The 17,828-nt window shown below is 49.8% G+C and carries 18 protein-coding genes and 1 pseudogene; 3 read left to right on the forward strand and 16 right to left on the reverse strand.

Features of this window, described 5'->3' with window-relative positions:
* Window positions 1-46: 46 nt before the first annotated feature.
* From A7C91_RS01320 to A7C91_RS01385, 14 genes and pseudogenes are all read right to left on the reverse strand, one after another.
* Window positions 47-1,981: a hypothetical protein gene (locus A7C91_RS01320; RefSeq protein ID WP_068664230.1), complete on the reverse strand. Its 1,935-nt coding sequence runs from the start codon at window positions 1,979-1,981 to the stop codon at window positions 47-49.
* A complete protein-coding gene (flaJ, locus tag A7C91_RS01325) occupies window positions 1,978-3,708 on the reverse strand; it encodes an archaellar assembly protein FlaJ (protein ID WP_068664233.1) in 1,731 nt (576 codons plus the stop codon). The genes A7C91_RS01320 and flaJ overlap by 4 nt, the downstream gene beginning before the upstream one ends.
* Before the next feature lie 13 nt (window positions 3,709-3,721).
* Window positions 3,722-5,362 (reverse strand): type II/IV secretion system ATPase subunit, encoded by a 1,641-nt coding sequence (locus tag A7C91_RS01330; RefSeq protein ID WP_068664234.1) that lies wholly within the window; start codon window positions 5,360-5,362, stop codon window positions 3,722-3,724.
* Window position 5,363: 1 nt separating this feature from the next.
* The gene (gene arlH / locus A7C91_RS01335) at window positions 5,364-6,062 is read right to left on the reverse strand and encodes an archaellum protein ArlH (protein WP_068664236.1); all 699 of its coding nucleotides are present in this window, start codon (window positions 6,060-6,062) and stop codon (window positions 5,364-5,366) included.
* Window positions 6,063-6,117: 55 nt separating this feature from the next.
* Window positions 6,118-6,597, reverse strand: coding sequence for an archaellum stator protein ArlG (arlG, locus tag A7C91_RS01340; RefSeq protein ID WP_068664238.1), 480 nt, complete (start codon window positions 6,595-6,597; stop codon window positions 6,118-6,120).
* Window positions 6,597-7,073: a flagellar protein gene (locus A7C91_RS01345; RefSeq protein WP_068664240.1), complete on the reverse strand. Its 477-nt coding sequence runs from the start codon at window positions 7,071-7,073 to the stop codon at window positions 6,597-6,599. The genes arlG and A7C91_RS01345 overlap by 1 nt, the downstream gene beginning before the upstream one ends.
* Window positions 7,074-7,105: 32 nt before the next feature.
* Entirely contained in the window at window positions 7,106-8,437 is a 1,332-nt protein-coding gene (locus A7C91_RS01350; protein ID WP_068664242.1) for a FlaD/FlaE family flagellar protein, read from the reverse strand.
* 3 nt (window positions 8,438-8,440) lie between these two features.
* A complete protein-coding gene (locus A7C91_RS01355; RefSeq protein ID WP_068664244.1) occupies window positions 8,441-8,917 on the reverse strand; it encodes a flagella accessory protein C in 477 nt (158 codons plus the stop codon).
* A 13-nt stretch (window positions 8,918-8,930) separates the two neighbouring features.
* Window positions 8,931-9,728 carry a flagellin gene (locus tag A7C91_RS01360; RefSeq protein ID WP_068664246.1) on the reverse strand — a complete coding sequence of 266 codons (798 nt, stop codon included), beginning with the start codon at window positions 9,726-9,728 and terminating at the stop codon, window positions 8,931-8,933.
* 10 nt (window positions 9,729-9,738) lie between these two features.
* A pseudogene (locus A7C91_RS01365) lies at window positions 9,739-10,403 on the reverse strand (flagellin).
* Between the two features lie 54 nt (window positions 10,404-10,457).
* Window positions 10,458-11,099 (reverse strand): flagellin, encoded by a 642-nt coding sequence (locus A7C91_RS01370; RefSeq protein WP_068664248.1) that lies wholly within the window; start codon window positions 11,097-11,099, stop codon window positions 10,458-10,460.
* Between the two features lie 14 nt (window positions 11,100-11,113).
* Complete coding sequence (locus A7C91_RS01375; RefSeq protein WP_068664250.1) at window positions 11,114-11,770, reverse strand: flagellin; 657 nt, start codon at window positions 11,768-11,770, stop codon at window positions 11,114-11,116.
* A 214-nt stretch (window positions 11,771-11,984) separates the two neighbouring features.
* A complete protein-coding gene (locus A7C91_RS01380; protein ID WP_068664253.1) occupies window positions 11,985-12,938 on the reverse strand; it encodes a class I SAM-dependent methyltransferase in 954 nt (317 codons plus the stop codon).
* 9 nt (window positions 12,939-12,947) lie between these two features.
* Window positions 12,948-13,277 (reverse strand): helix-turn-helix domain-containing protein, encoded by a 330-nt coding sequence (locus A7C91_RS01385; RefSeq protein WP_068664255.1) that lies wholly within the window; start codon window positions 13,275-13,277, stop codon window positions 12,948-12,950.
* Window positions 13,278-13,622: 345 nt separating this feature from the next.
* On the opposite strand from A7C91_RS01385, the gene A7C91_RS01395 reads away from it, so the two are divergent.
* Window positions 13,623-14,708, forward strand: a complete 1,086-nt coding sequence (locus A7C91_RS01395) for a coiled-coil domain-containing protein (protein WP_068664259.1) — start codon at window positions 13,623-13,625, stop codon at window positions 14,706-14,708.
* On the opposite strand, the gene A7C91_RS01400 is transcribed toward A7C91_RS01395, so the two are convergent.
* The gene (locus tag A7C91_RS01400) at window positions 14,705-15,145 is read right to left on the reverse strand and encodes a chemotaxis protein CheW (RefSeq protein WP_068664261.1); all 441 of its coding nucleotides are present in this window, start codon (window positions 15,143-15,145) and stop codon (window positions 14,705-14,707) included. The genes A7C91_RS01395 and A7C91_RS01400 overlap by 4 nt on opposite strands.
* 4 nt (window positions 15,146-15,149) lie before the next feature.
* Window positions 15,150-16,376 (reverse strand): methyl-accepting chemotaxis protein, encoded by a 1,227-nt coding sequence (locus A7C91_RS01405; protein WP_234394427.1) that lies wholly within the window; start codon window positions 16,374-16,376, stop codon window positions 15,150-15,152.
* A 246-nt stretch (window positions 16,377-16,622) separates the two neighbouring features.
* Here A7C91_RS01405 and A7C91_RS01410 point away from each other — a divergent pair, with 246 nt between their 5' ends.
* Together A7C91_RS01410 and A7C91_RS01415 are read left to right on the forward strand one after the other, a co-directional pair.
* Window positions 16,623-17,486 carry a CheR family methyltransferase gene (locus A7C91_RS01410; protein WP_068667354.1) on the forward strand — a complete coding sequence of 288 codons (864 nt, stop codon included), beginning with the start codon at window positions 16,623-16,625 and terminating at the stop codon, window positions 17,484-17,486.
* Entirely contained in the window at window positions 17,461-17,823 is a 363-nt protein-coding gene (locus A7C91_RS01415; RefSeq protein ID WP_068664263.1) for a response regulator, read from the forward strand. The genes A7C91_RS01410 and A7C91_RS01415 overlap by 26 nt, the downstream gene beginning before the upstream one ends.
* Window positions 17,824-17,828 lie beyond the last annotated feature (5 nt).

The following is a 17,828-nucleotide window of genomic DNA, read 5'->3' on the forward strand; positions in this document are numbered from 1 at the left end:
CGGAGAGAAAATATGAGAAATGGCGTATCAACCTTGCCCTTCATCTTCAGACTTTCTTGGCTTGGTACCAAGCAAGGGCTATGATGACAAGGGCACCCAGGACAAAGCCCAAGACACCCCACATAGCCTTTGCAGACGTCGGAGTGTAAGGAACGGTCTGAACGTTGGTAACCGTAGTCTCAAAAGTCTGGGTTTCCGTTGTGGTGTACGTCTCTGTTACAGTCACAGTGCCATTGGAAGGAACTGCAGTGGTTTCGATTACATCAGCTGTGGTCTCGTTTCCCGGGGAAACAGTTACATCGAGATTAAGAACTGTTGAGTCCATGATCCCAAATGGGGTCTCAATCCGAAGGATGAATTCCTTTGTCCCCTCGGTGTACGGGATTGCCTTCAAGCTGAGGGTAACGTTCTCGCCCGAAAGGAGGGAGAGGGGGGCGATCATAATGTCTCCCCTAGAAGAGAACGCATCATCTAGCCCAACGGCAACACCCTGAGGCAGAGCTACTGTGAGGTTTGCAGGAACCGAAACGTCCCCCGTGTTGGTAACTGTAACCATAATTAGGGCAGGGTGGTATATAGGAACCTGGTTGGGGGCCTCAACACTAAGCTCATACGAAATGTTGGACGGTTCGATACTAACCCGGAGGTCATTTGAGCGGAAATTCAGAACTGTGTATCCCCCACAAGCCAATTCGGAAGGGGCAACTGCTTCAGCCTCAACGTGTCCCAGGGTGAGGCTGCCGGAGCGATGGGGGAGAAGTTTGACCTCAAAGGTCTTTTTCTCACTGGGTCTGATCCTCTGAAGGAACAATTCTTTCCCCGATAGTATCTCGACGTCACCCTCTGGGACAAATTTCAGGGAAACGTTTGAGAGATCCACAGTACCAGTGTTCTGAACTGTCACCATTGCAGTCATGGGGACGTACTGCTTGCCGCCATCAGAGGAGACGCTTATCAACAGGTTCGCAACCTTGTCTACGCTAGGTATCTTGGTCTCATCCACCATGGCAAAGAAAGTCGCGGTTCCGTTGCTGGCTATACTCTCAAGGCCAACGGCGGCGCCACCATAATAGAGGAGAGATGAGATCGGATCTGCCGAAAGCTTGGCAATTCTTAGTACTTCACCACATGAGTTGCGGAGTGACACAGTGGCGCCACCGAAGTAATAGTCGTAGCTGATTATGTAGGGCCCGACTTTCTGGGTCTGACCTGGGGAAAGCATGAATGTTAAATCAGGAACCGTTTCAACGTCAATAGATGCACCGATGAAGTTAACCACGACCTTCACATAATCAACACCCACGAGTTCCTCAACTTTAACGTGGAAGACCCCTACATTAGCCTCTTTTCCAACCTCAATGGGATATGTATTGTTTTTATAAGTGAAAAAAACAGTCTCAATGAATCCACCGGTTGTGTTCTCAACGGTGGCGTTTGAGAACGTTAGGATATGGCCATAAGCACTGACGTTCTGACCCCGCTTCAGGTATCCCTCAAAAATCTTGGGGTACGCAGACACCTTAACGCGGATATTCCCAAAGGTGAAGTCAGAGGATGTGAACTCCTTCGACTCGTTGCCTTTACTCACCCTCAGCTTTGCTCCCGAGCTGTCTACGGACAGTACTGAGATCGTGTAGTCTCCAAAGGTGACGTTCTGGCCCGGGAAAACATGGGAGAAGTTAACTTTGATGAGCACAAGCGACTCACTGTTTGCAAGGACACGGAAATACGTGAGCCTAGTCTGGCCAAAGGTGAGACTCTCCCCAAGTTTAACAATGAAAGTATGTGACGTGCTACCATTCAGCAGAACCACCATCAGCGAACCGTCATCAAAGGAGACGTCCCTCAGCTCTATGATGGTGTCCCCGAGAGTTATAACACCGGGAACACCCATCCAGCCTGTGAAGGAGGAAGCACCTACTCTCCCTATCAGTGGAAAAAGGAGGATTATCACCGCAGCAATGGCCATAAACTTCCTCACGGTATCACCCCCAAGAGGTGAAAGGCGATCTGGGCAGTTTCCCCACCAGAGCTTATCCCCATCATCCTCGCCATAAGGGTCTGGCCGAGGTACATTCCCACGGCAAATATCCATGAAAGTATTACAAAGTACCTCACAGTACCGAGGATGTGACCCCCGTCGGCCAGCTTAATGACCAAGCCCGAGAGGAGAGAGTGGAGCACCATCATAACGAGCATCAAGTACACGAGGAACCTCATTCCTGAAGGTGGGATGACATGGATTATATCGCCTATGTACTCCGTTGGCACCTCCATCTGAGAAAACATCTGGCTTATCGAGACCGCCACCTGGAAGGAGGCCGCCAGTGCGAAGGCAAAGGCGCCTGTGAGACCGTAGATTATACCTACAAAGCTCGCTATGCTCTGCTGCCTCTTTCTTCTTAGACGAACGAGTCTCTCAAAGTTCCTGCTTATGATCAGACCAACGTAGTCGGGCTCGGCACCCATCCGGAGGCTCTCACGGAATATCTCGGAGAAAATTCCGATGAGCCAGCTTCCGGTCCCTGCTATGAAGAAGTCCCATGCTCTGTCCCTGTCCACGCGGACGGCAAGGCGTCTGTAGAGAGCCCGGATATCCTGTGTAAGGGAACCAAAGTCGTGGGCGCTGAGGTACTTAAGGACGAGGACAAGGGAAGCACCGCTTGCAGCGAGGGATGAACCCAGGCTCCTAATAAAGGCTGCGAAGTTCTCATCCTTCCTGAATATCGACCCTTCTTCCCTATTGACGACGTGGCCCAGGTAGAAAAACGGAGTTAACACTCCGGCGAGGATGAAGGGTTCCGGAATTGAGTAGCGCGGCCTTAGAACCGCCAAGTAAAGCAGAGCCACAATGATACTGCCTAAAACAGAATAAATCGCCGCCATTTTTATCCTCTTCCGGCGCGGGTCTTCTATTCCCCTGCGGTCTGCCCATATTGGGTCATCAGGCATTCTGAACTTAACGACGAGGAGTATACCGACCTCAGCCGCAAGGATCATCACGACCGCGTAGAGTCCCATGGTGGTAATATCCATGCCGGTGATTATAGGGCCGATGATGACAAAAGAGGCTATAAACACAACCGAGATAATTATGGACTCATATATCTCCTTAAAGACGTCAAGGTCGTAAAGCGCGCCCTCATAAAAGGTTTGATAGTCGTCCATAACCGTCTGCTGCTCCTGAAAGAGGTAATCCTTCAAGTCAACACCACTGTCAAGGGAATAGGCTAGCCTGTCAAGAAAGTCAGCGAACATCGTGCTCGGAGTTCTCCTCGCGAGGAAACGGAAGGCTTCAGGCATAGAGAGGTGGAGCCTGTTAACTATTGTATGAACCTTCTTCAGCTCGTCCGCTATGGCGCCGAGCTTGGGGTCGTGGGAGAGTACCGCAATGAGGTCGGCACGGCTCATCTCGCTCGTAGATAGAACCGCGAAGTAGGTGATGAAGTACGGCATTTTTGAGTTTATTGATATCCTCTTTGAATCGGCCACGATGTAAGGATAAGCAGCAGCGTAAACGAGGAGGACAACTGGTATTAGGAACATGAGAACCTTAAGGGCAGTGGGCATGTAGAGGAAGGTCGTTATAACTCCAACGGCGAGAAAAATGGTTGCCGAGATGGCCATGTAGGGTATGAGCACTTTCCGTAGGTATGTCCTCATGTCAAGGTCTGCCTTGGTGAAGATGCTGATTTTCCCGTCACTCATAACCCTCACCTCGTCAGATTCTAAAGCTCAGTCCCTCAATACCGCGCTGGTAGAATGCCTTGATCTCCCTGTAGACGTCCCAGTAGTTTGTTATACCCAGTTCGACCATCCTCTGAAGGATCTTCGCACGTAGGAATAGCTCATTGTAAATCTCCTTTGGGTCCTCGTAGCCCGCTATTTCGGCTATCTTCCTCTCTAAGATGTAAGAGTTGTTGAAACCACGGAAGATGTGCCTGTCTGATACTGGATCCCACTCGAAGACGTTCCTTGTGGCCACACCGCCGAGCTCCTCGTAGTAGCCCTCGATCTCGACGACGTTGATGGTCCTCCTAAGGAACTTACCCTTGACATAGACCGCCTGCTGGAAGACTGCTATGTTAAGGTTGTCAATGAATGTTATCGGGACGTTGATTGGATGCCCAGTGAAACGCTGTATCATCTTCTTAATGTCACCCGCGTGGAAGGTGCTCATGACAGGATGGCCTGTCTGCATGGCCTGGAACGCGATGGCACCCTCAGCGCCACGGATCTCACCGACGATTATGTAGTTCGGCCTTGAACGGAGTGCCGCCTTTAGGAGGTCAAAGAGCGTAACCCTGCTTTCCTCAGGACCGCGCTCACGGGTTATAAGGCGCTGCCACACCGGATGCGGAACCTGAACCTCCGGCGTATCCTCGGCGGTATATATCTTTGAGCCAGGTTTGATAAAGGGAATAATCGAGTTCAAAAGCGTAGTCTTACCTGAAGCTGTTTCACCACAGACAAAGACACTCATACCGTATTCGATGGCTATCCAAAGGTATGCGGCAACCTCGGCGCTTAGCGTTCCCCAGGCTATCAGCTGAACAATGCTTATCGGAGTTGCCGAGAACTTACGGATGGTTGCGCTTGGGCCCCTGATGGATATGTCCGGTGAGTAGATTATGTTGATACGGGAACCGTCTGGGAGAGCACCGTCAACAATGGGCGTTCTATCACTTACAGGCCTTCCGATGCGCTCAGATATGTTCTTGAAGTAGTCGGCTAGCTTGACGTTGTCGCCGAAGGTTATGTTGGTCTGCATCATCTCGAATATTTTATGGACAAGAGAGACATTGTTGGCACCGATGATATGGATGTCCTCAATATAGGGGTCCCTAGCTATCGGCTCGAGGGGGCCAATTCCGATGATATCGCGCTTGATGAGGTAGCGGAACTTCTCCATCTCGTCCTTGGTGATCGTGAAGTGCTGTCCTCTGCTGAAGAGGCCGCCCTTGCTCGACTTGATGAGGGCCAACACCGCCTCGTCGAAGAGAGCATCAAGAAAGCGCTCGAACTCCTCCTGCTCCTCCGGTATCTCCCTCGATGGGGCCAGCTCCAGTATCTTGTCACGGATCATGCTGTACTTTTGCTCCTCTTCCCTGCTTTCGATACGGGGCTCTATGACGATGTACTTCTTTTCGGCAGTGGCAGGGTCGCCGTAGATGTGGATGAATATCGGATCACCGACGGGGTAGAGTATGTTGGGGTAGAGGATTTCTTTCATGTCCCTGCTGAGCTGGGCGTGAAACTCAGGCAACTTACCGTACTTACGCCTGAACTGGTCAACATACTTTCTGAGATGCGGGTTCCTCGCCATCGCTTCCTCAAAGGTGTCGCTGAACGCCTGCGCCATATTACACCACCGCCGCAATTTCTACTATCAGTCCAACCTTCGGCTCCACACGGAACGGGATAATCTTCTGAAATATGCCCTTGGCGTTGTTGTACTTGACTATAGTTGCCGAGTTTTTGAGATCACCACCGAAGACCTTAACGCTGAGCCTTACCAGCATGGTGGAGGCTTCCTCAAGGACGAAGAGAGAATCCCTGTCGACTTCCTCGATATTGGCGGTGAGTATTATCACCTTGCCGAGGGAGGCCATCTTCTTGACGTAGAGGAGGAAGTCGCGGACAGCGCTTGGGTCCTGCTCGCGGGAGAAGAGGGAGGAGAATGAATCAATGATCATGATGTCCGGCTCCCAGAGGCGGGGCTCCCCGAAGAGTCTGCTAAAGAACTTTCTCTTCTCACTCACACCAGTAAGTAGCGGGTAAAGAGAGACGAAAATGAGCTTCTTCCTGATTATAAAGGGGATTATATCATAACCAAGGGACTCCATCTGCTTTATGTACTCAACGGTAGTGTACTGACTTGAAATGTAACTGGCAGTGTAGCCGTTCATGAGAAAGCCATAGAGAAGGCGCTGAACAAATATAGACTTACCGCTACCCCTATCACCCTCGACGAGCATGATGGTGCCCGCGGGAATGCCCCCGCCGAGACGCCTGTGGAGCTCATCGCCCTTAAGCTCAATCTTGAGGAGTTCCTCGACCAAGATGACCACCACCGTCTCGCGTTATTTTACCCGAGGATGATAAAGGCCGCCGACGTCATGGGGCCTTGAAGACCAGGCTGCGTCTCTTGCCGTTTTCAAGAACCACCATGATGGTGTAGTACTGTCCGGATGTAAGGAGACTACCTTTGGTGACTTTTATCACGCCGACCTCGTAGGGGCCGAGAGTAGTTATTGTATTCCCATAGACATCGGTGAAAGTGAGGTTCGCAGGGGGCACCATATCCCCGTCAATAAACACCTGAACTGCATCGGCAGTGAATGGAAAGGGTTCCTTCCCTATGTTCTTGATGTAAAACGTATACGTGTAGGGCCCAGTTCCACTTACTGGTATGTTGTTCGGGTCATTTATGATGGAGAAGTCAGTCCTGAGCTGATCTGCCAGCATTGCCCCTCTATCGTTCATGCCGTGGGCTATGTCGTTGGTGATATAAGCTAATCCGCCGGCAACGCTACCGGCAACGATCACAGCCACAATGAACATAATCAACTCGCTCGCTGGCCCTCCTGCGGCCATCAGCTCACCCCCATTGGACACTGGGTCGAGTAGCTGTTCACAATATAGGCCAATTTGGCTGAGTCATAATAATACTCAACCAGCAGCATACATCCGTTGTCAAATCCAAACGTGGCATAGTTAATGGCACCGCTGATATCAGCTCCCCCAGTGACCGTAATGGTGTAATAATTGTTTGGTATCAAATAGCCAAGATTAACGGACGACACGTAGGTTCCGTTATGAAGTACAACAACGGTTCCACTAATGGTCTGACCCAAATACTTGAAAGACACACTCACATCAGAGGAACCGGACGCAGTAATGCTTACATCACCAACATCGAAATGAACCTGAGAAAGCCTGAGCTCGTACCAGTCCTCGCGGGCGGCCTGGACGTTGGAGTAGCTGTTTTCCCACGCGGTGTAAAGGGTGCTGGCGGCTATTAAAAAAGAAATAAAGATTATGGCCGTACTCGCTGATACGCTGAATCCCATAGGCCGCCCCCCTCTCCCTGAAGTCCTGCACCTCAGATACCGTAAAACTCGTCGAGGGTCTTTTCGAGCATCTTGATTTCGCGCTCAAGCTTGTCTAGGACGTTCCTGTTTATCCTGAGTCCTCTGAGCCTCTCGATGAAGAGCAAGCTTATGAGGTGATCCTGGACGGTGAGCTTCTCGGCCGGCTTCCACTCGGGGTCCCTGTGGTGCGGCCTGGTACCCTTGGCATAGCGCAGGAGCTGGTTGAGCACTTCCTCACTTATCCAGCCTATCTCATAGTAAAACTCAAGCACTCTCTCAAGGTTCTGGATACCAACCCTGTCGATAAGGAATCCAAGCCACTTAAGGGCTATCATGGTGGAAACGATGTCCTCGTGGAGCTTTTCAAGGCGTGCCTTCTTTGGCTCCTCCTCAAAGAGCAGGCTTGCGATGTCCTCCGGGATCTGGATCTTCTCAGCCATCTCAACACCACCTTCCTCCCTTTTGATTTCCTCAGGTTTAACCTCATGAGCGGGAACCTCTTCAATCGAAACTTCCTCGGCTACCTCGGGGACGGCCTCAACTTCCCCAACAATTCCTTCCTGCGGAGCCTCTTCGGGAAGTTCCTCCACGTTTCCAGTCTCTTCCGGAAGCACCTCGACTTCTTCCACCCCTGGGACTTCCTCAGTCCCTTCAACTTCCTCAGGGGCAGTCTCTTCAGTGGGAGCCTCTACCTCCTCAACACCCATTATTTCTTCCACCGGGGCTTCCTCTGCTGCAGCTTGGGCCTCGGCAACCGCCTGTTCGGCGACCGCAAGCTCCTCCTCACTGATCTCTTCGCCGGCCTCTATCTTGGCCTGAAGCTCCTCCAGCTTCTCCTGGGCTTCTTCAAGTTTCTCGGCTGCCGTCTGAACCTCGACCTTCTCGGCAATCTCATCGACCTTTCTGTGGAGCTCCTCGAGCTTCTCGGTGAGTTCCTCAGGAACTTCCTCTTTCTCCTCCCCCTCGAGGAGTTCCTCAAGCTTCCCAATCTTCTTGTGGACTTCGTCGACTTTCTGGGAGACCTTCTCAGCCTTCTTCTCTTGAACATCGAACTTCGCAGATTCGAGAGTCTCAACGAGCCTGCCCAACTGAAGGCTCAGATCGGTGAGCCTCTTGCCTAGTTCATCAACGCGTTTGCTAAGCTGTTCGTACTTTGTAGCTTGACTTCCATAGGTGTCAAGGACTTTCTGGATTATCTTCTCAAGCTGGTCGTAAGTGAGGTTGTCCTTACGTGCTATGAGCTTCTCGCGGAGGTCGTTGATGACGACTGTTGGAACCTTGCCCTTGAGCTCCGCGAGCTTGGCGTTGATGTCGGCCTCTGTAACGAGCCTGCCAATCTCCACGCGTCACACCTCCGCAAGCACCTCGTAGATTATCGAATCGAGGTCAACCCCATATCCCGCAAGCACCTTGATGTCGTTTTTTATCTGAGCGATCTCAAGCTTTAGGTCTTCCAGTTCTTTCCTGAGATCCTGTATCTCATTGGTGAGCGGGTTCTCCTGTCCCATCTGGTCCTTAAATGGATTTACCTCCTGGCTAATAACCTCATAGAGCATCATGACGTCCTTAATGGTCTTGTCAAGCCTGTCGATGTCGTCGCGGAGTTCCTGCATCTGCTTCTTTATCGTGTCTATGCTTATCTTTATCCTTGGGATGTCGTTCTCGATCTCATTGATGCGCTCCATGAGTTGTCTTATCTGCTCGTTTTCCTCCCTGTCTTCGACACGCTCTTCTAGTTCCTCTTCAAAGATGGGCTCCTCCGGAGGGGTGGCCTCTTCCTTTGGCTTCTTCTTGAACAAAGACGAGAGGAAGTCCAGCGCCATGGAAGCCACCCCCTCATTGCAGCTCCATCAGGTTGTCCGTGTATGTGCTTGGTGTTGTGAAGTCTATCACACCACCAGCACCGTTCTCGGGTATGACCTTACCGGTGACCTTGGTGCCTGGACCAAGACCGTAGCCGGTAGTCGGGTCACCATCATCATCAAACGGTATCGTCCAGAGGGCTATTGCCACTATGTCACCCCAGCTGAGGGTCGGGTGCGCGGGGCTTCCGCTGAGGCTCTGGTCGCTGTCGCTGACGACGATGATACCAAAGAGCATCCTTTGGCCATTACCGTCTGCATTTGTATTGTAGTAGTACAAGTTCTTCCAGAGGGTTGATATGTTGCTGGCCGGGGTTGGAGTATATGTGCTGACATTAACAGCCCCTGTTGTCGGGTCTTCACCAACATCGGCGAACACGTTGCTCACGTCACCGGAGTAGATGAAGTAGTTTGCCTGAAGGTCCGGATCCTCGTTCGGATCGTAATACCTGTAGACGGCCATTCTCTTGCCGTCGCTGAGGACAACCCTGACGTGGGCAAGGTCTATGCCGCCAGAACCGGCGTTGGGGGAGACATAGAGCACCATCCTGGTTATATTACCGCTCCCGGCCGGGTCGGCGGGGGTGTAGCCGTAGACGTTCATCACCTTGATGCCGCTCGCCACCTCCTGGGTCGTTTGCCTGCCGGTGGCCATCGCCTTCTGCTGGAGATAGCCAGAAGTGCTTATGAGCACACCAGCGGCAACTGCAGCTACAAGCACCATTGCGATGAAGACGATGAGAGTGCCAATACCAATGGCTCCGCGTCTCATGGCAATCACCTCACTGAAGCACCATCACATTGTAATTATAAGTCGCGGGGGTGGTGAAGTCTATAACTCCCGCAGCGCCGACTTCGGGTATGACTTTACCAACCATCTTGGTCGCTGGACCTATTCCCTTCTCCCCATTCTCGGCGCTGAACACAGTGGTCTTTATGAGGAGCGCTACCAGGTCACCCCACTCGAGGTTCGGGTGGTTGGCGTCCATCTCACTGGCGCGTCGTGGATGACGACTATTGCGAAGTTGGTGTCTGAAAAGCTGGAGTTGTCCCATATCTTGCTGCTTATCTCCGTGCCGTTGAAGAGATCGTCCACAACACCCTTATAAAGTATCCCACTGTAGTTGTAGACGACGAGCTTTATTCCGTCGCTAAGGACTATCTTGACGTTGCTCAGATCGATGCCCTCGCTGCCGGAGTTGGGGGCGATGAACACCGCCATCCTGCTTATGGTACCCTTGCTCGGCGGGGTAGCGTTGGTGTAGCCATATATGTTGAGGACTTTGATGCCGCTTGCTACCTCTTGGGTGGTCTCTCTTCCAGCGGCTTGAGCTTTCTGCTGGAGGTAGCCCGCTGTGCCTATGATTACTCCCGCCGCTACTGCAGCTACAAGCACCATTGCGATGAACACGATGAGAGTGCCAATGCCTATTGCTCCCCTACGCATAGCACCACCTCCTAAAAATTTTCAAAAAACGAAAGATAGAGAGAAGCGGTGGAGTTACTGAAGCTCTATAACGCTCTGGGTGTAGGTGCTTGGTGTGGTGAAGTCGATGACGCCCGGTGCACCGAACTCCGGAATGACCTGACCAGTAATGTGAGTCCTAACCGGAATTCCTCCGAACACCTTGTAAGTGTTAACTCCAAGTATGACCATGTCGCCCTTGTTGAGTGTCGGAGCGTTCTGTTGGACGGAGGAGTCATAATCCTGAACAACGATGATACCAAAGTCGGTTGGACCCATGGCGCTCCAGTTGAAGTTGGCAGTGTCGGCGAAGATGTCGGAGGTTAGAGTGTTGAGGTAGTAACTGGAGTTGTACTGCATTATGGCCTGGACGTTTCCGTTGCTGAGGATTATCTTAGTGTTCTTGAGGTCAATGCCGGTGCTTCCAGCGTTCGGAGTGACGTAAATGGCAAGCTTTGAGACACCGCTCTCATTAACCCATCCAATGACGCTGGCGACCTGTATTCCGCTGGCGACCTGTTCAGTGCTTTCCCTACCTGTGCTGGAGGCCTTCTGCTGGAGGTAGCCGCTGGTGTTGATGAGTACTGCTGCTGCTACTGCAGCCACTAAAACCATGGCTATAAAAACTATAAGGGTACCGATACCCACGGCACCCTTCCTCTTCTTAAGGAACCTCATCACATCTCACCCCCTCACTGCAAGTCAACAATGGTGCTGGTGTAGGTGCTTGGTGTGGTGAAGTCGATGACGCCCGGTGCACCGAACTCAGGAACGACCTGACCAGTAATGTGAGTCCTAACTGGTATTGGTGATCCAAACAGCTGATCTGCCCTAATGGTCAGTATAACGATGTCCCCCTGGTTGAGTGTCGGAGCGTCCTGCTGGACGGAGGAGTCATAATCCTGAACAACGATGATACCAAAGGTCGTGCTGGTTAATGCACTCCAGTTGTAAACAGTGGGATCAGTAGTGAAGATGTCACTAAGCGGACCCTGGACATAGGTTTTGAGGGTTCCTCCAGAATACTCGAGAATGCCCTGGACGTTTCCGTTGCTGAGGATTATCTTAGTGTTCTTGAGGTCAATGCCGGTGCTTCCAGCGTTCGGAGTGACGTAAATGGCAAGCTTGTCTATTCCTGAGGTTCCATCGTAGTGTCCGGAAACCTTCATAACCTGTATTCCGCTGGCGACCTGTTCAGTGCTTTCCCTACCTGTGCTGGAGGCCTTCTGCTGGAGGTAGCCGCTGGTGTTGATGAGTACTGCTGCTGCTACTGCAGCCACTAAAACCATGGCTATAAAAACTATAAGGGTACCGATACCCACGGCACCTCTCCTTGTCCTGGCCTTCATTCTACACGCACCCCCTAGGGTTGTCTGCGTCGTTAATTACGCTATGTAAATATAAAGGCCTTTTTTGTCCTTAGTAGTGTAGGTGGTTGTGTAGGTGCATATGTAGGTACCTGAAAGGACATCCAAAACTCAGTGGGGGATATGCCAGAAACAACAAGAACAAAAACATTAATTAAGGATGGTACAAAGTATTAAAAAAGCAGAGACTATGGAATTACATCTTCTTAACGACCAGCATGCTCCTCGCTGGCTGGCTTATCTCAACGTCAAAGCCCTCATTCAGGATGGCATCTTTCACATCCCGGGTGGACGGGAAGCCAATGAAGTCCTTGTTGAGGCCCTCGAAGAACTCCAGGGCCTGGACATACTTGAAGGTGTCTCTGAAGGGCTCAAGGATTACCATCCTACCACCAGAATTGAGGGCCTCCATGGCGCGCTTGAGTACTATGGGAAAGTCATCGATGTACTCAAGGACGAAACTGAGGAAAACAGAGTCGTACTCGTTCACAGGCCTTATGAGCTTTGCGTCCATCTCCTTGAGCTCCACCGGCAGGCTCTTACCTTCGATACGGGCGCGAGCTATCTCAATGAGCGCCGGGGAGTAGTCGATGCCGAGGTAGAAGCCGTTGTATCCTATCATCTCCCCGAACTGGAGCGGGGAATATGAGCCACAGCCAATGTCAAGAACATGCATCCCCTGTCTAAGGCCGGCCACCTGGGCCATCGCCTCGCGGTAGATGCTGGAGAACCTTGTGCTCATACGTATGTCCCAGAAGTCAGCGTCCTTGTCGAAGTCCATGAGAACGTGGGGGTGAATGGGAGTTATGAATACATAATCCACCATGCGGTAGATCTCCTCCTGAATGGGAATCCAGTCCGGGACGAGAAGGTCGTACTTCTCATCTGGTACGTTGATGGTATATGAGAAACCATTGAGGTACAGCCTGCCGTTTTTCTCCTGGACTATCTTCAGGCTCTCGAGGGTCTCTATGAAACCGAGTAGAAGGCGCCTGTTGGGAAGATCCACTTCATCTATCAGCTCCTGAATCGTTGGCCCCCTTGCAAGAAGTGGAAACACACCATGCTTGGTTCCAAGGCTGATTATTTCAAGCACCGAGAACTTAATCATCTGCTCGATGTTGGTATCGACAGCATCGAGGGGATTCATGTTATCACCTCACATGAACCTCCTGTAATAGCGATAATATTCCTTGAGGTAGTCCACAACCTTCTTCCCGTAGTTTGTCAGGCGGTAGTATTTGAAGCCGTTATTAGAAACCTCCTCCACGAGGCCAAGGTACACAAGAGAGCTCTCACCGTTGTAGCGGTTGCCGAGGCCAACCAGGGCACCTCTGACATTCGATGGATCAGAACCGACCACCCTTGCTATCTCCGAGAGGTACGTCGCAGAAGGATATATTTCGCTCAAGTACATCAGTATCTTCTTCCGCAGTTCGCTGCGGTGGATGGAACGCAACACCTGTGGATCAACGATCACTGTGTTCATCCTTCCTCCCCCCGAAGTTCATGGTCAGCTTCGGCGTCCCTGATTATAGCCGCTGAATGGTCACTAAGGATAATGGACACACCACTCCAGTACATAACATTGTCGTTTGTAGAATATATAACGTTTTTGGTTAGCCATGGGAATAACTCATCAATGATAATCTTTGATTGTAGAATTTTCATTCAGAAGTTGAACAAAATTGGTATCAAGAACAATCATCCAATGATATGGATAATTTCCAATTCACTGTTTGGTTCTCTGTGGCATATATCGACTAAATACGGTAGAAGGGCATAAAATCTAAATACCATAACGCCGCAGATTACACGGCTGAAGCCAGGTGGTATGGAGATGATAATCGAGCTCGCCGTTACCGTGGGAGTTGCCATTGTTCTGGCGTACTACGTCAGGGACGTGACGGACAAAGTCCTGGCCAGACACTTTGAGCTCAAAGAGGAGCTCGGCGAGCTTGAGTCCAAGCTCTCAAAAGTGAGGGACGAACTAGAATCAAAGATAAGGGACGTCAGGTCGAGTGTTTCTTCAGGGGAAGCTGGGGTCAAGGAAGAGGTCAGCCAGATGCTCAGGGCGGTAGAAGAGAAGCTCAGGAGATTAGAGGATTCCCTTAAAGAGCTCCAAAAGTTCGAAACAAAGGTTGACTATGAGCTCGGTAATTTAAGGTTTGAATTAAAAAAGACAAGCCAGCATATTGAATCCCTTGAAGAGGAGCTGAAAAAGACTGAGAGTACGTTAAGGGAAGAACTTAAGAGAGAGCTCCTTTCTGAGCTACAGGAAGAGATAGAACATCTTGAGGAAACCATAGAGCGGAGAAAACGGACGGAAGTTGAAGAGTTTTTGGATGTCATCAAGGCTGCCATAACCCTACAGCCGGAAAAATTGAGTGCTGGTATGGCCGAGGCTAAAAGGGCCTTGCTGTCACTTAGGGACATAGCTAAAATTTACGTCCTTACCGGACAGGGACAAAAGGAATTCAGGGAACTCAAAGAGAACCTTTTGCAGCTCCTAAAGAATCTGCGTAAATTGGCCATAGTGTCCCTTCCAGATGAGAAAGTCTATGCCATTTTCAACGATATAATCGTCAGGGTAAAAAGGCTCGATCTGCCGATGAAAGTGAACAAGGACGGAAAGGAAAAGGAGCTCAACCCTGAGAAGAGCTTCATTCAGATACACAAGATGGTTTACGAGCTTGCAGGTGAACTTGATAAGATAGCCGAAGAACTTCAGGAGCCCATACCTGTTACACCTGTTGAAAAGGAGTTCTACGAAAAGCTGCGGCACCAGTTTGAGGAACTTAGAAAGCTTGAAGAGCAGGTGCAAAGGCTCATGCTAAAACTAACCGACAAAGGGGAAAACATGGAAAAGACCGGGGACAAAAGCGTAGAGGAGATACTCAAGGAACTTGACCTTATCTAAAACTCTTCCCCAAGGAGTTTGTCTAGGTCAAGCATTAAGAGGAGCCTTTCTCCGTTGTTTATTTTGGCTATGCCCTTGATGTAGCGGATGTCAACCCTGCTGCTTAAGGTCTTTGGTGGCTGGTCTATCTGATCCTCGGTTAGGGTTATGACATCCGAGACAGAATCCACGATTATGCCTATTATCTCATCCCTGACCTCCGCAAGTATTATCTTTTTCTTCGAGAGGTCTTCATCGGAATCATAGTAACCGAGGAGTTTTTTGAGATTGACAACAGTAGTTATCTGCCCACGAAGATTTATAACCCCCTCAACGAAATCCGGAGAATTGGGGACTCTGGTTATTGGCATCATCTCTTTTATTTCCCTAACCTTTGAGATATCCAAACAAAACTCCTCCTTTCCAACCATAAAGGCCACTACCTGAATCTCGGTCATATAATCACCTCCTCGTGACCTTAACCTTTTCAAGAAGTTCCTTTGATTTGGTTATGGACTGTTCAATATCTTCAAGGCCACTTCGTATCTCATTTAACCTAGATTGCATCTCGGTGAAGGATTCAACAATAGGAATTATGTTATTAGACACTTCATCCTGGAGGGATTGAACATTGTTTATGTTGTCCATGAGCATCTGGACGGATTGAGCCTGGCTATCTATGCTGTCGGAGAGCTCTTTTATCATGTTGGCAGTTTCATTAGCTCGCCTAGCTATGTCATCAAAAGCTGCTATAAGCTCTTGGACAGCGTCTTTTATCTCCTCTGTTACCTTGAACCCCTGTTTGATTGAGTTTACAACAGTTTCAATGCTCTCCTGCATGTTCCTAATAAGCTCAGCTATCTGGTCCGTGGACCTTTTTGACTGATCAGCCAGCTCACGGATGTTCTCTGCAACAACGGCAAAGCCCCTACCATGCTCACCGCTTCTTGCAGCCTCAATAGCAGCGTTTAGGGCGAGCAAATTGGTCTGCTCCGCTATGCTTCCGATAACCTCAACTATTTCCCCTATCCTCTTGGAGTGCCTTACAAGTATGGAAACCGCTTTCTCCATGTTCTGGTTGACCTCATTGATGCTCGCAACGTTAAGGGCAACGTTGTCCGAAATGCGCCTCCCTGTTTCGGCCATGTTGGCGGTTTCTAGGGCATAATCGGTGAGAGCTTGGGCCTGGGTGTTCATCTCCTCTATACCCGCCGTTAAAGTTTGGATGTAGTCCCCAAGCTCTGCAATTGCAGAGCGTTCCCTATCGAGAACGTTGGTAATCTCATCGTATTCCACATTGCTCTCAACGTCAAGACTTGACAGGGTGGAGGACAACTTTTCTTTTACCTCCTCAAGATTTTGAAGAGCAGTACTGATCTCGAGTGGGATTGAATCCCGGTGGGTTTCAACTTTTTTTCTGCTCAGGATATTTATCCTCTCACCGATGACATTTAATCTGGTTGCAATCTCTGCCCTAAACTTTAAGAGGTCAACCCTCTCTCCTTTTAGCATAGCCTCAATGGCATCCAGAATTTTACTTGTCTCATCACCTATCCGCGAGAGGTAAACGGAAACCGCAATAGTGGAGGCAACGCCTATAACAAGCCCTACTACAGGGGACACCAGGGTTCCGGCAAGTGTGAGAAGTGACACTGAGCCTACCGCAACTATGGTTGTTCCTCGGCTCACGGGTAATCCCCCCACACCGCTATTTGTTTAATATCGCCTAAAGAATAAAAGATTTTCGCATGTAGGTAATAACTTTTAATACTCGTTAATATAATAATAAATCCTGACGTAATCGCCTACCTATGTACCTACACAACTACATACAAACAAAGATTTTTTATGTAGTTATGAGATAATAAAACTTTGAAAAGTCTGCAACAGCTAACCAAAAGTATCGGATAATCCCCTATGGGTGCGTGGCTTGAAATGGTGGATGTAAATGATTCCGGCTATCAGATGGTTAAGAAGGAACTTTTCAGGCACCTAAAGGTAAATAGTGACGCCTACAAGGATACATACCTCATAAGACGCATAAGGGCAAGGATGAGAAGGCTTGGCATAAGCAGTTATATGGAATACTACCGCATAATAAAGACGAACAAGCAGGAACTTGATGAGCTACTACTAACAATCGCAATAAACGTCACAGAGTTCTTCAGGGACCCAGTGGTCTGGAGAACCTTTGAAAAAAAAGTTATTCCAGAGCTTGTCAGTTATAAGGAAAAGCATCATACACACACCATTAAGATATGGAGCGCCGCATGCTCCACAGGACAAGAGCCCTATTCAATAGCCATGACCCTCTATGAAGCCTTAGGCGAAAATCTCGGTGGATTTAGGGTTCGGATACTAGCAACTGACATAGACAGAGAAGCCCTTACAACGGCCATAAGAGGGGAGTATCCCGCAGACGTTGTGGAGAAACAGGTGCCGAGGCACATGATACCCAAGTACTTCACCAGAATAAGCCAAGAGCGCTATAGGATTTCCCCAAAGATAAAGCGTCTCGTCAAGTTCCAGCAGTTCAACTTATTCAGTCCAACGTACCCCAAGGGTTTTGATGTGATATTCATCCGAAACGTGCTGATCTACATAAAAAAGGACGCCCAGGAGGAAATATTTGAAAAGCTGTATGACTCCCTTGAAGATCATGGCTATTTAATCCTTGGTAAAACTGAAACCATACTTGGTAATGCCGCCAAGTTGTTTAAATTGTATGATCTCCCCGCAAGAATATATCGCAAGAACCTGGAGGTGAAAGGCCATGGCACGGGTTTTGGTCGTAGATGATGCAGCATTTATGCGCATGCTGCTGAAGAAGATACTAACCCAGGGAGGCCACCAGGTCGTTGGAGAAGCTGCAAACGGAAAGGAGGCTGTTCAGAAGTACCAAGAACTCAAGCCCGACATTGTAACTATGGACATAGTTATGCCCGAAATGGATGGGATTACCGCTGTGAAGGAGATAAAAAAGGTCGATCCAAATGCCAAGATAATCATGATTACCGCCGTTGGACAAGAGGGAAAGGTTATGGAAGCGTTAAAAGCAGGAGCCTCTGGTTACATCGTCAAGCCGTTCCAAGCCCCTAAGGTGCTGGAAGAGATAAATCGTGTGCTGTCAGGCTAAGGGTG

It is taken from the genome of Thermococcus piezophilus (genome assembly GCF_001647085.1).
In the GTDB taxonomy this organism is placed as follows: domain Archaea; phylum Methanobacteriota_B; class Thermococci; order Thermococcales; family Thermococcaceae; genus Thermococcus; species Thermococcus piezophilus.